The 12,631-nt window shown below is 70.0% G+C and carries 12 protein-coding genes; 9 read left to right on the top strand and 3 right to left on the bottom strand.

Annotated elements, in window-relative coordinates; translation table 11 throughout:
- Position 1: 1 nt before the first annotated feature.
- Positions 2-1,024, bottom strand: a complete 1,023-nt coding sequence (gene pseB, locus ACWZJV_RS12640) for a UDP-N-acetylglucosamine 4,6-dehydratase (inverting) (protein ID WP_008354908.1) — start codon at positions 1,022-1,024, stop codon at positions 2-4.
- 120 nt (positions 1,025-1,144) lie between these two features.
- On the opposite strand from pseB, the gene ACWZJV_RS12635 reads away from it, so the two are divergent.
- A complete protein-coding gene (locus ACWZJV_RS12635) occupies positions 1,145-2,197 on the top strand; it encodes a PseG/SpsG family protein (protein ID WP_457181688.1) in 1,053 nt (350 codons plus the stop codon).
- A 6-nt stretch (positions 2,198-2,203) separates the two neighbouring features.
- On the opposite strand, the gene pseI is transcribed toward ACWZJV_RS12635, so the two are convergent.
- Both pseI and ACWZJV_RS12625 read right to left on the bottom strand, forming a co-directional pair.
- Entirely contained in the window at positions 2,204-3,259 is a 1,056-nt protein-coding gene (gene pseI, locus ACWZJV_RS12630; protein WP_457181687.1) for a pseudaminic acid synthase, read from the bottom strand.
- Positions 3,259-3,798, bottom strand: coding sequence for a GNAT family N-acetyltransferase (locus tag ACWZJV_RS12625; protein ID WP_457181686.1), 540 nt, complete (start codon positions 3,796-3,798; stop codon positions 3,259-3,261). The genes pseI and ACWZJV_RS12625 overlap by 1 nt, the downstream gene beginning before the upstream one ends.
- 52 nt (positions 3,799-3,850) lie before the next feature.
- Here ACWZJV_RS12625 and ACWZJV_RS12620 point away from each other — a divergent pair, with 52 nt between their 5' ends.
- From ACWZJV_RS12620 to ACWZJV_RS12585, 8 genes are all read left to right on the top strand, one after another.
- The gene (locus ACWZJV_RS12620) at positions 3,851-4,102 is read left to right on the top strand and encodes a phosphopantetheine-binding protein (RefSeq protein WP_008354901.1); all 252 of its coding nucleotides are present in this window, start codon (positions 3,851-3,853) and stop codon (positions 4,100-4,102) included.
- A complete protein-coding gene (locus tag ACWZJV_RS12615; RefSeq protein ID WP_457181685.1) occupies positions 4,099-5,322 on the top strand; it encodes an AMP-binding protein in 1,224 nt (407 codons plus the stop codon). The genes ACWZJV_RS12620 and ACWZJV_RS12615 overlap by 4 nt, the downstream gene beginning before the upstream one ends.
- Complete coding sequence (locus ACWZJV_RS12610) at positions 5,315-6,061, top strand: SDR family NAD(P)-dependent oxidoreductase (RefSeq protein WP_457181684.1); 747 nt, start codon at positions 5,315-5,317, stop codon at positions 6,059-6,061. The genes ACWZJV_RS12615 and ACWZJV_RS12610 overlap by 8 nt, the downstream gene beginning before the upstream one ends.
- Positions 6,061-6,423, top strand: a complete 363-nt coding sequence (locus tag ACWZJV_RS12605) for a hypothetical protein (RefSeq protein WP_457181683.1) — start codon at positions 6,061-6,063, stop codon at positions 6,421-6,423. The genes ACWZJV_RS12610 and ACWZJV_RS12605 overlap by 1 nt, the downstream gene beginning before the upstream one ends.
- A 30-nt stretch (positions 6,424-6,453) precedes the next feature.
- The gene (locus ACWZJV_RS12600) at positions 6,454-8,493 is read left to right on the top strand and encodes an acyltransferase family protein (RefSeq protein WP_457181682.1); all 2,040 of its coding nucleotides are present in this window, start codon (positions 6,454-6,456) and stop codon (positions 8,491-8,493) included.
- 157 nt (positions 8,494-8,650) lie between these two features.
- Positions 8,651-10,630, top strand: coding sequence for a capsular polysaccharide synthesis protein (locus ACWZJV_RS12595; protein WP_457181681.1), 1,980 nt, complete (start codon positions 8,651-8,653; stop codon positions 10,628-10,630).
- Between the two features lie 83 nt (positions 10,631-10,713).
- Positions 10,714-11,109 (top strand): adenylyltransferase/cytidyltransferase family protein, encoded by a 396-nt coding sequence (locus ACWZJV_RS12590; RefSeq protein WP_008354890.1) that lies wholly within the window; start codon positions 10,714-10,716, stop codon positions 11,107-11,109.
- A gap of 82 nt (positions 11,110-11,191) precedes the next feature.
- Positions 11,192-12,628, top strand: coding sequence for a hypothetical protein (locus tag ACWZJV_RS12585; RefSeq protein WP_457181680.1), 1,437 nt, complete (start codon positions 11,192-11,194; stop codon positions 12,626-12,628).
- Positions 12,629-12,631: the final 3 nt, after the last annotated feature.

The following is a 12,631-nucleotide window of genomic DNA, read 5'->3' as shown; positions in this document are numbered from 1 at the left end:
CTCAGATCCCCGACTCCAGCACCGCGCGGAGGTCGTCGGCGTCGTACCAGATGTCGTTCTTGTCCGAGGCGCAGTGGAAGCCGTCGGGAACCGGCACGGCGTCCATGATCGGCTTGTAGCCCCACTGCGGGTTCTCGGGCTCGATCACGTAGTACTTCCCGTCGCGGATGCTGACCGCCCGGCGGCCCTCCTCCGGGCTGATCATCTCCTCGTGGAGCTTCTCGCCGGGGCGCAGGCCGATGTCGACGAAGGTCGCGTCGGGGGCGACCGCCTTCGCCAGGTCGACGACCTTGTGGGAGGGGATGTGCGGGACGAGCAGCTCGCCGCCCTGCATGAGCTCGAAGGTGTCGAGCACCATCTGCACCGCCTGCGGCAGGGTGATCAGGAACCGGGTGCAGCGCATGTCGGTGATCCCGAGCGGCTCACCGCGCTCGGCCATCGCCTTCCACCTCGGGATGATCGACCCGCGCGAGCCGGTCACGTTGCCGTAGCGCACCACGGAGAACCGGGTCTCGTAGGAGGCGGCGTAGTTGTTGCCGAGGATGAAGATCTTGTCGGCCGTCAGCTTGGTGGCGCCGTAGAGGTTGATCGGCGAGGAGGCCTTGTCGGTCGAGAGGGCGACGACCTTCTTGACGCCGGCGTCGATCGAGGCCTCGACGACGTTCTGCGAACCCAGGACGTTGGTCTTGATGAACTCGAAGGGGTTGTACTCCCCGGTGTCGACCTGCTTGAGCGCCGCGGCGTGGACGACGTAGTCGACGTCGTGGAGCGCCCGGTGCAGCCGGTCGCGGTCGCGGATGTCTCCGATGAACCAGCGAAGCCTCGGGTCGTTGCCGAACAGCTGGCGGCACTCGTACTGCTTGAGCTCGTCGCGTGAGAAGACGATCACGCGCCTCGGGTTGAGGTTGTCGAGGACGTTGCGGATGAACGCCTTCCCGAACGAGCCGGTCCCGCCGGTGACCAGGATGCTGGCGCCATCGAGAGGATGGTTGGCGGGGGACTCTCGGACTTCCGAATTCGGCACGGTCACAGGGATGCTCTCTAGTCTTGACCTCATCTGCTGCGCCAACGATACGGCGCGCAAAAGGTGACAGATGCCGTTCGCCAGAAACGGACGGATCCGGGGGGTTGCACAGACATGTCCATGGGATCGCCCGACGACGAGCGTCTCCGGGTGGCGATGGTGTGCGACGCCGGCCCCGGGGTCGGGATCGGGCACGTCATGCGCTGCCTGGCGCTCGGGGAGGAGCTCGTCGCGCGCGGAGTTCCCGTGGTGGTGGTCGCAGACCTCGACGAGGTGCCGTGGGCAGCCGAGCAGGTGCGGCGGCGTGGGATCGAGATCGCGTCACCGGGATCGGGCGATCTCCGCGACGTCCTCGACGCGCTCGCCGGCATCGAGCCGTCGTCGGTGGTCGTGGACTCCTATCTCCTCCCGGTCCCGGTCTATGCCGAGCTGCGGCAACGCTGGCCGCTGCTGGCGCTCACCGACGGCGACCCCGGTGGCCGGGTCGCCGACCTCTACCTGGACCAGAACCTCGGTGCGGAGTCCTCCGCGTGGACGCTCCCCGAGGGGGCCCGGCATCTCGGTGGGCTCGACTACGCCCAGCAGCGGCGCGACATCGTCCGGCAGCGTCCGAGCGTGCCCAAGGCCGCCGCCGACGAGCACACGCCTCTGCGGGTGCTGGCGTTCTTCGGTGGCACGGACGCCTTCGGGGTCTCGCCGCGGGTCGTGCGCCTGGTCGTGCGCACCGGCATCGCCGTCGAGCTGACCGCCATCGCGGCCACCCCGGAGCTGGCCGAGGAGATCGCCGGCATCGAGCCGGCGCCGGGGCAGGCCGTCCACGTGATCGGGCCGACCGACGCCCTGGCCGAGCTCGTCGCCGACGCCGACGCGGTGCTCAGCGCCGCCGGCACCTCGGCCTGGGAGCTCTTCTGCCTCGGCGCTGCGGTCGGGTTCGTCTGCGTCGCCGACAACCAGCAGGACGCGTACGTCCGGATGGACGAGGACCGGCTGGCCGTCGGGATCGCCACCCTGGCCGAGCTCGACGGCGATACCGAGGCTGCGGTCGCCCGGATGCGTGACCTCCTGGGCGACGTACGTCTGCGGGAGCGGTTGCGCGCGGCCTGCTGGGCCACGGTCGACGGCCGGGGGCCGGAGCGCGTCGCCGACGCCCTCCTGGCCCTCGAGCGCGTCTAGACCGATCTAGACCAGGTCCCAGCTCAGCGGCGTGCCGGCCGGGACGTCCTGGGTGAAGGAACGGCCGAAGACGATGTCCACGTCGCCCGGCGGAAGCCCATCGGCAGGGCGGACGGAGCGTACGTTGTCCGGCCCGACCTTCTCCCCGGCGCGTACGTCGCGGGTGACGAAGAGCGAACGACGGAACCGCAGGCCCTCGCGCTCGGCCGACTTCGGGCCGATCCGGGCCTCGCCGAGCGCCTGCCAGGCGATCCTGGTCTCGCTGACCAGCGAGGCGAACTCGTGCGGCTCCAGGGAGAAGTCGGAGTCGACGGCACCATCCTCGCGCGAGAGCGTGATGTGCTTTTCGATCACGCAGGCGCCGAGGGCGACGGCGGCGACCGAGGCACCGATGCCGAGCGTGTGGTCGGAGAGGCCGACAGCGACGTCGAGCCCGTCGCGCAGCACCGGGATCCCGCGGAGGTTGGAGGCCTCCGGAGGAGCCGGGTAGGACGCCGTGCAGGCCAGCACGACGAGGTCGTCGTTGCCGGTCGCCCGGGCCGTACGCACCGCCGCGTCGATCTCGGCGAGCGTCGCGGTGCCGGTGGAGATGATCGTCGGCAACCCGGTCTCGGCGATCGCCCGGACCAGCGGCAGGTCGGTGATCTCGGAGGAGGCCGACTTCAGCATCGGGACGCCCAGCTTGACCAGGAAGTCGACCGCGGTCGGGTCGAAGGCGGCGGAGAAGGGGACCATGCCCAGCTCGGAGGCGAGCGCGAAGATCGGCTCGTGCCACTCCCACGGGGTGTGCGCCTCCTCGTAGAGCTCGTGGAGGCGGCGGTTGGGCCACAGCGGGTGGTCGGCCGAGAGCCGGAAGGCGGGGGTGTCGACGTCCAGGGTGATGGTGTCGGCGGTGTAGGTCTGGATCTTGAGCGCGTGCGCGCCGGCCTCGCCGGCGGCGCGGACGATGTCGAGCGCCCGCTCCAGGTCGCCGCCGTGGTTGCCGGACATCTCCGCGATCACGAACGGCTCGTGCCCGGGACCGATCAGGCGGTCTCCCACGGCGATCTCGTGGTGGGTCATCACTGCTCCTTGCCGGAACGTCGTCGGGTCGGTCGGTCGTCGCGGTGCAGGCTGACCGGGATGGCGGTCACCACGCCGCCGTCGACGGTCTGATCGTAGGGCTCGCCCTCGGTGAACCCGAGCCGGCGGTTCATGGCGCGGACGGACTCGTTGTGGGGGAGCACCTCGCCCTCGAGGAGGTCGAGGTCGAGGCCGTCCGGCTCCGGGGCGAAGGCGTACGCCACGGCCTCACGCATCACCTTGGTCCACGCCAGCAGCGCGGTGCCGTCGGCGGTGGTGCCGTCGTGGTCGAGGTAGAACCCCCAGGACGCGGACCGGGCGACGGGATCGTGGTCGAAGAAGGTCACCACCCCGAGGGGGCGGTCGGCGTACTCGAACATCAGCACCCGGCGGGTGGGGTCCTGGGCGACCCGGGACCACCAGGCGGCGTGCTCCTCGGCGGTGATCAGATGCTGGTTGATGCTCACCGACCGGTTCGCGTCCTGGTTGCGCCACGTCAGCATGCTCGTCAGGTCGGCGTCGGTCGCCGGTCGTAACATCGGTCTCCTCGGACGTCATGGGATGCGCCCTCACGTTATATGGTCCGAGGCCATGGAGACTCTTGACCGACCGGCGGTCCGCAAGCTCATGGGCGAGGTGCTGGCCGTGCAGGGAAAGACCCTGCCCGCTGACGACACCGCGAAGCTGGCCGACATCGGCTTCCGCTCCCTCGACTTCTCCGAGCTCGCGCTCCGCGTCGAGGACGAGATCGGTGACGAGCTCAACTTCGAGGCGGCCGGACTCCGCTCGATCGAGACGATCGGAGACGTGCTCGACCTGCTCGTGGAGATCCAGGGGCAGTGATCGCCGACAACCTCGTCGTCGACGCCCGGACGGGGAGGCGTGCGACCTGGGGTGAGCTCGTCCAGCAGGCCGGCCCACGGCCCTCGCCGACGGCCCACGTGGTGGAGCACAGCGTCGACGCGCTGCCCGCGGTCGCTGCGCTGGAGGACGGCGGTGAGCTGCTCGTCGTGGCCGCCGGACGGCTCGACGAGGCGCTGGCCGAGGAGCTGCGTGGAGCGGGGTTCGACCTGGTCGCCGGGGACGACGTCCAGGTGGCGACGAGTCACCGCGCGGCCGAGGACGGCCGGGTCTGGCTGCTCACCTCCGGGTCCACCGGCCGGCCCAAGCGGGTCGGGCACACCCTGAGGTCGCTCTCGACCGTGACCGGCGAGCTGGCTCCGCGCACCTGGCTGTGCCCCTACTCGCCCGGCACCTACGCCTGGTGGCAGGTGATCACCCTCGGGCTCGGTGTGCCCGGTCAGGACCTGGTGCTCGTCGATCCCGCCGACCTGGACGACTGGGTGACGCCCGCGCTCGAGCACGGTGTCACCGCGGTCTCCGGGACCCCGACCTTCTGGCGGCGTACGTTGATGCGCCACGGTGCCGAGCTGCGCAAGCTTCCGCTCGAGCAGGTCACGCTCGGTGGCGAACCGGTCGACCAGGCCGTGCTGACCCAGCTCGGCGAGGTCTTCCCGGACGCGCGCGTGTCCTGGATCTACGCCTCCTCCGAGGTCGGCGCCTCGATCGTCGTCCACGACGGGCGCGCCGGGTTCCCGGTGGAGTGGTTGGACCGCGACGCCCCCGGCCGGCCCCGGCTGTCGGTCGTCGACGGTGAGCTGGTGATCACCTCGCCCCACCACGGCACCGACGCCTCGGGTGCCGAGCTGGCCGGCGCTGTACGCACCGGCGACGCCGCCCGCATCGAGGACGGCCGGGTCCTGGTCACCGGTCGTCTGGACCGCGACGAGCTCAACGTCGGTGGCTCCAAGGTGTCCGCCGGCGCCGTCCGTGATCTCTTGCAGTCCCACCCGGACGTGGCCTGGGCGTCCGTACGCGGCCGGAAGGCGCCGCTGGTCGGCACCATGGTCGTCGCCGACGTGGTCGCCTGCCAGGGCTCCGACGTGAACCCCGACGACCTGACCCGCTGGGCGGCCGAGCGGCTGCCCGAGTACGCCGTGCCGCGGCGTATCAAGATGCTTGCCGAGATCCCGGCCAAGGAGACGCTGAAGAGCGATGTCTGACTTCCCACCCATCCCGCCGGTCTCCGTGGTGCTGGTCTCCGGTGCCTCGCGCGGCCTCGGTCTGGCCATCGTCACCGACCTGCTCGAGCGCGGCGTGAAGGTCGCGGCCTTCGCGCGCACGGTGACCCCCGAGCTCGAGGCGCTGGCCTCGAAGTACCCCGACGCCGCCCATGTCGGCTCGGTCGACGTGACCGACGAGAAGGCGACCCAGGCCTTCGTCAAGGAGGTCGAGGGAAAGCTCGGCGTCATCGACGGACTGGTCAACAACGCCGCGATCGGCCAGGACTCGCTGCACGTGCACACCTCCTCCGACCGGATCGCCCAGATCATCGAGACCAACCTGACCGCGCCCCTGGTGCTGACCCGGTTCGTGCTGCGGCGGCTGATCGGCAAGGGCCTGAAGGGCCGGGTCGTCAACGTGACCTCGATCTGCGGCCAGCGTGGCTATCAGGGCCTCGTGGCCTACTCGGCCACCAAGGGCGGTCTCGACGCGGCGACCCGCTCGCTGGCCCGTGAGCTCGGCGGCCGGGTGCTGGCCAACGCCGTCGCTCCCGGTTTCTTCGCCTCGGAGATGTCCGCGGTGCTGGGTGCGAACCAGCTCGAGTCGATCGCGCGACGTACGCCGTCGGGTGCGATGACCACTCCCGAGGACGTCGTCCCGACCGTCCGGATGCTGCTGCTCGAGCAGACCAACATCAACGGCCAGTCGATCGTCATCGACGGCGGCGGCTCGATCTGATGCTCCGCGACCTGCTCAGCGTCGGCAGCGATGCCGAGCTCGCGGGCCATCGCGCGCGCAGCCACCTCCACGACGGCCGGGTGATCGCCTGGACGGGTTCCTACGGCGTCCCCGTGGCGGTCGACGCCGAGGTGGAGCGTACGGTCCCGGCGGCCCTGGCGCGGCGGTTCGGCGCCGATGGGTTCTGGGAGCGATGGACCCGGGCGGAGTGCGTCGCGAAGCTCACCGGCCGCGGCGTCGTCGACCTGGTCGACCTGATGGCGGCCGAGGTGCCCGGCACCGACGTGCGCCTGAGCACCCTGCGTCTACCAGGCGGGATCGTGGTGTCGGTCGGTCGGCTGGGCGATGCCCCGAATTCCTGATCCGTTCACGGAATCGCCATAATCCTCCGGGTGATTCGCACCGAGATCCAGGCGCTGAGGGCGTTCGCTGTCAGCGCTGTCGTCCTGTTCCACCTGTGGCCCAACCGACTTCCCGGGGGCTATATCGGTGTGGATGTCTTCTTCGTGATCTCGGGGTTCCTGATCACCTCACACCTGCTGCGGAGCCAGGAGAAGGGGCGCCTGAGCCTGGCCGACTTCTGGGCCAAGCGGGCGCGGAGGCTGTTGCCCGCGGCGTACCTCGTCCTGGTCGTCACCGCGATCGGGACGCTCCTGTGGGTGCCGAAGGTGCAGTGGCAGACGTTCTTCCTCGAGATCGGTGCGGCAGCGATCTACATCGAGAACTGGGAGCTGGCCCGCAACTCGGTGGACTACCTGGCTGCGCAGCATGCCGCTTCGCCGGTGCAGCACTACTGGACGCTCTCGGGTGAGGAGCAGTTCTACCTGATCTGGCCGCTGCTGGTGCTGCTCGCCGGCTGGATCGCCGCGCGCAGCGGTGCCGACCGGCGCCGGGTGACGGCGGTCGTCCTGGGCCTGGTCACCGCCGTCTCGCTCGCCTTCGCGCTCTGGTGGACCGTCGCCTCGCCGGAGACCGCCTACTTCATCACCCCGGCCCGCGCCTGGGAGTTCGGACTGGGCGCGATGCTCGCCTTCGTCCCGGTCGTCACCGGCCGCGACAACCTCCGAGCCGCGGTCTCGTGGGTGACGCTCGCGGTCCTGACGGCGAGCTGTTTCGTGCTCGGCCCGACGACGCCGATGCCGGGCTTCGCCGCGGTCGTGGTCTGCGTCGCCACCGCCGGAATGATCTGGGCAGGGAACCCGGCCGCGGCCTGGTCGCCCACCCGGATCGGTGACCTGCGGCCGGTCCAGTGGCTCGGCGAGATCTCCTACTCCCTCTACCTGTGGCACTGGCCGCTCATCATCCTGACCCCCTACGCCCTCGGCGTCGACCACCTGGGGCTCGTCGAGCGGCTCCTGGTCGGCGCGGCCTCCGTCCTGCTCGCGGCGGCGACGAAGTACTGGGTCGAGGACCCCGTCCGTACGCATCGCAGGCTCGTGCACCACCCCGGCCGCAGCCTGGCCGCCACCGGTATCGCGGCGGTCCTGCTCGTCGGCGTCAGCAGCGCGGGGTGGGGGTACGTCGAGAAGCAGAACCGCGAGGACGCGGCCCTCGCCGCCGAGATCACCGAGGACGCCCCGCGCTGCTTCGGTGCGGCCTCCCGCGCGCCCGGTGCGAAGGACTGCCCCAACCCCGAGCTCGATGGCGTGCTGATCCCGACCGCGGCCGGCGTACGCGAGGACTGGCCCGACTTCCCGGGGTGCGACGAGCAACTGCTCCAGCGGCCGTTGAAGGGGTGTGCGGTCGGTGAGCGAGCGCCCGGCCGCCCGCACATCGCCGTGATCGGCGACTCGCACAGCCGGGTGCTGATGTCGTCGCTGGAGACGCTGGCGGACCGCGGCATGCTCTCGGCCGAGCTGTTCTGGGGCAGCGGTTGCTCCTGGACGGCTGGAGAGCCGTACGTGAAGACCACCGAGTTCAAGGACCAGTGCCGTTCGCTCAAGAAGGACCTCGGCGCCAAGCTCGAGAAGAACGCCAAGGACTACGACTTCGTGATGACCACGGCGTGGTCGAAGCTGATCACCGGTCCCAAGCCGGAGCGGGTCAAGGCGGTCAAGGACGCCTGGAAGCCGGTGCTGAAGCAAGGCGTGCCGGTGGTCGCGGTCCGTGACAACCCCACCTCCGGTGAGACCCGCGAGGATCAGCCGGCCTGTGTGGAGGAAGCCGGTGTCGCGCGCGCCAACGAGGAATGCAGCCTCGACCGGAAGAAGTCGTACGACTCGATCTTCGACCCGTTCGGCCCGGCGGCCCGCCAGTCCAAGAACGCCCATTTCATCGACCTGACCCGCTTCTACTGCGACGAGGACAAGTGCCCCGCGGTCATCGGTGGGGTCAACGTCTACCGCGACCGCGACCACATCAGCGTGACCTACGCCGAGACGCTGGCGCCCTACATCTACCGCGAGCTGCGCGGCTTCGGGTTGATCGACTGAACCGACGGGCGGTTCGACTGAACCGACGGGCGAGGCGGTTTATCCTTAACCGTCGCGACCGGGTCGGGGCCGGCCGATGAAGCCGCCCCGCACGTCATGGAGCGACGGGTAACCGGCACGGCAGCTCGGACGCACGGCCACTGGGTACGAAGACGAGGTGGCTGTGCACAACCCTGATCGAGCAGCGAACGACGTGGCCCCGGAGAGCGGCGGTCCTGTCCTCGCCAACCTATTTCCCGACCCGGGCCTGCGCGGATCGCCGGTGCTGACCGCAGATCTCGCCCCCGACGGGCATCACCACCTCGGGCCCGGCGACTGGATCTACGTGCACAAGCACGGCCGCGCGAGCCTGGTCGACGACGGCGACGTGCGCGCGGTGCGTATCGAGGGCAACGGTGCCAGCAACGACACCCACATCAGCCCGGGCGGGCGTGACGGTGGGCTACGGCTCGGCATGTCGCCCGGGCGCACCTATACGTTCGCCGCTGATGTCGAGCTGGAGGCACCGCTCGGGGGCGTGCTGCACCCCGACGCGCTCCGGATCGTCGCCGGCTGGGAGGCGGACGGACAGCGGACCTGGCGCGGCGCCCGGTCCGCCGCCGCACAGAACGCGCCGGGGCGCACGCGTCTCGCGGTGACCTTCACGCTGCCTCCGGAGGTCGACGGTGCCTGGGTCCGGCTGTTCTGCGGCGCGGCCAAGGGCGCCGTGCAGTGGTCCCGCTTCCAGCTGTCGGAGGGGGCGAACGGACGCGTCTTCCTCGATGCGGCCGCGGCACCGCCCGCCGGCCTGGTCGCCCGCTGGGATGGAGAGCCCGACGCCTCCGCCTCGGAGCTGGTCGTCCCCGACAGCCTCTCCGCGGATCTGCTGGACGACCTGCTCGCCGGGTGGGTGCAGCTCGAGGCCTTCGAGGCCTCCGCGCGTGCCGCGGCCGCGGTCGTTCCCGGCTCCGACCTCGCCTCTGCGCTGGGGCAGGCACGGGAAGACGCGTGGGCCGAGGCCCTCGAGCTCAGCGAAGCGGCCGTGGACAAGGAGCCGGAGGCGCTGGCGCCACGGCTGCTGATGGGCGCCGCCGCCGCGAGACTGAAGAAGCCCGAACAGGTCGTCGCGGCGCTGACCCCGGTCTTCGAGCGCCCGGCCGTCGATGCGACCACCTGCTACGCCCTGGGTCGGGCCTGCCATCAGCTCGGCCGACTCGACGAGTCCGCCGAGGCCAGTCGGGTGGCGATGTCCAAGGATCCGAGGATCGACGACGGTGCCGCCGCGGAGCTGTTGGCGGCGTCCCCCGGTACCGTGCCGGAGCGGGTCGCCGTCCGGAGGTTCGTGAGCGCGCATCTCGACCAGATCAGGAGGATGGCGCGAGCCAGCCGTGCCGACAAGAACGGCGACATGCCGTACGTCTTCGTCTACTGGGCACAGGGCATGGAGGCTGCGCCGCCGATCGTCCGGGCCTGCTACGAGCGGCTGAAGCGAGTGCCGGGGATCGAGCTACGGCTCATCACCGAGGCGAGCGTCCCGTACTGGGTCGATCTCCCGGACCACGTGAAGCAGCGCGTGCCGGCCACGAAGGCCGCGTTCTCGGACTGGCTGCGGATCGCGCTGCTGAAGGAGTACGGCGGCATCTGGGTGGATGCGACCTGCTACGTGACCGGTGACCTGGACGTCGTCGACGAGCTGGTGGGTGACCGCCGTTTCTTCGCCTTCAGGTACAACGATGCCCGGATCTCGAGCTGGTTCCTCGCGGCTCGCAACAACTCCTACATCGTGCACATGATGCACGCTGCCCTGGAGGTCTACTTCCGGTCGCACGACAAGGTGACCCACTACTTCTTCTTCCACGACCTCTTCGAGGCCTTGGCCCAGCTCGACGACCGGTTCGGCGAGATCTGGGAGACCAAGGGGCAGCACCGACCCACCAGCGTGCCCCACCAGCTGCAGGGTCTGCTTCGCGGACCGTCGGGGACCGGCGAGGACATCGCCGCGATCCATGGTTCGTTCGTGCACAAACTGACCTACAAGCTCAAGGCGCACGAGGTCGGTCCCGACACCGTCGCCGGAGCGCTCGTGAGGGGTGACTACGAGGGGAATCTGGTGCGAGCGGAGGAGCCGAGAAAGCGTCGGTTCCCCGGGCGGGGGTGAGGCGACGCACAGGTGAACGCGGGGAATCCGCCAGGGGACGCGGGGTTGGACGATGAGTGGGCCGCGTGGAAGAATCCGCCCCTATGTCTCGCACAGTTGTCACCTTCGGAACCTTCGACGTCTTCCACGTCGGTCACCTTCGAATCATCGAGCGTGCTGCCGAGCTGGGTGATCGACTCGTGGTGGGGGTCTCGGCCGATGCGCTGAACTTCAGCAAGAAGAACCGCTATCCGGTCTTCAGCGAGGACGAGCGGCTTGCGATCGTCTCCGCGCTCAAGCCGGTGGACGAGGTCTTCGTCGAGGAGAGCCTCGAGCTCAAGCGTGACTACCTGATGAAGTTCGAGGCTGACGTGCTGGTCATGGGGGACGACTGGGCCGGCCGGTTCGACGAGTTCAAGGACATCTGCGAGGTCGTCTACCTGCCGCGCACCCCGGCGATCTCGACGACGGCGCTGATCGAGAAGATCAGCACGACGTAGTGCGTGGGTCGATGGCGCTGCACCATCGATCGTCCGTCCCCCCGACCTGAGAGTTCCCATGGTTTCCACGACCTTTGCGGCGTTGGCACGTCGATTCCGTACGCCGCTCCGCGATCTTCCCGGTACCAACGTGCTCTTGCCCTCCCTCGGCTACTTCGGCGGCATCGAGGCGAACCGGCTCGCCATCGGCGTCCGCGGACCGGTGTCGTCGATCCGGATGCACGTCCCCGACGACGTCGAGGGACAGGTCGACCTGCGGGGCATCGAGCTCTACGACGGAGGGGTGCGCGTCCCCGTCGAGCGCGGGAACGCCGAGATCACCCAGAGCTCCGTGGCGCCGACCCAGCCCGCGGGCGCGGACCCGTTCACCTACGGGACGCTGCGGACCACGAAGGAGAAGGGCGCGTGGTGGTCGGTGACCTTCCGCGAGCCGATCGCTGCCGACGAGGTGAGGGTCTACAACCGTCGCGACCGATGGGGTGACCGATCTCGGCGCCTCTCGGTCGAGATCACGCCGGCGGACCACGGCCAGCCGACCGTCTTCGCTGTCGACTCCGACGCGGTGATCGCCGACACCTTGCGAGTGCTGAGCCGGATCACGGGTCTGCGGGTGGACAAGTCGGTGCTCCGGACGGCCGACGGCGCCCGAGCGACGAGGCGCGAGATCCTCGATACGCTGGCGCGCCGGGCGGGCGAGGGTCTGCTGACGGCGGACGCCGAGGAGCAGCGCCTGCTGGCATCGGTGCTGCCGACGAGGCTCCCGGCCCAGCGGTCGCTGTCGGATGCCGCCTGGCAGCTGCTGGGACACCTGCTCGCGGCGGAACGAGTCCGGGTGCACGGCACGGCGACGTCGATGATGGCGTTCTCGGGTGTCCTGCGCAGCCGCGACGAGCTGGGCCGGCTCGAGCGCGAGGTCAATCGGGCCAGCGAGATCCTCGGCGGTGAGCAGTCGGTGGTGACCCGCCATGGGCTGCGCGACCTCGGGCTGCTTCGCAAGCGCTCGAAGGAGTACGTCACCGCCATCGTCCGCGCGACGGAGATGCTTGCCGGCCTCGGCCAGGACGCGATGCTCGCCTACGGCACGCTGCTCGGCGTCGTACGTGAGGGCGACTTCCTCGCCCACGACGACGACGTCGACATGCTGACCCCGGTCCATGCCCCGTCGCTGGAGGAAGGCCGGGCGATTCTCGGCGACCTCCACGAACAGATCACCGCCCAGGGCTGGAGCGTGCACCGGCCGGGTGGGGGGATGAACTTCCACGTGCGCGACCCGGAGACCGGGCTTCACATCGACGTGTTCCCGATGATCGTCGGGGGTGAGAAGACCTCGCTGCACATGGAGCAGATGGTGATCCGGCCCATCGACACCACGCTGCTGCTGCCCTCGGCCGGGCAGACGTTCAAGGGCGCGGAGGTGCGCGTCCCGGCCGACCCCGAGGGCTTCCTCGAGGAGCGCTACGGCGCGACGTGGCGTACGCCCGACCCATTCCATGACTGGCCCTGGACGCTGACCGACTAGATT

This window comes from Nocardioides sp. WG-D5 (genome assembly GCF_054031175.1).
Note: the sequence above shows the minus strand (reverse complement) of the source record. Positions and strands in the feature narration are given on the sequence as shown.

Coding starts and splice junctions, on each gene's coding strand:
- ACWZJV_RS12635 (WP_457181688.1), top strand. CDS start 1,145: ATGGGATCGCCCGACGACGAGCGTCTCCGGGTGGCGATGGTGTGCGAC.
- pseI (WP_457181687.1), bottom strand. CDS start 3,259: ATGACCCACCACGAGATCGCCGTGGGAGACCGCCTGATCGGTCCCGGG.
- ACWZJV_RS12625 (WP_457181686.1), bottom strand. CDS start 3,798: ATGTTACGACCGGCGACCGACGCCGACCTGACGAGCATGCTGACGTGG.
- ACWZJV_RS12620 (WP_008354901.1), top strand. CDS start 3,851: ATGGAGACTCTTGACCGACCGGCGGTCCGCAAGCTCATGGGCGAGGTG.
- ACWZJV_RS12610 (WP_457181684.1), top strand. CDS start 5,315: ATGTCTGACTTCCCACCCATCCCGCCGGTCTCCGTGGTGCTGGTCTCC.
- ACWZJV_RS12605 (WP_457181683.1), top strand. CDS start 6,061: ATGCTCCGCGACCTGCTCAGCGTCGGCAGCGATGCCGAGCTCGCGGGC.
- ACWZJV_RS12590 (WP_008354890.1), top strand. CDS start 10,714: ATGTCTCGCACAGTTGTCACCTTCGGAACCTTCGACGTCTTCCACGTC.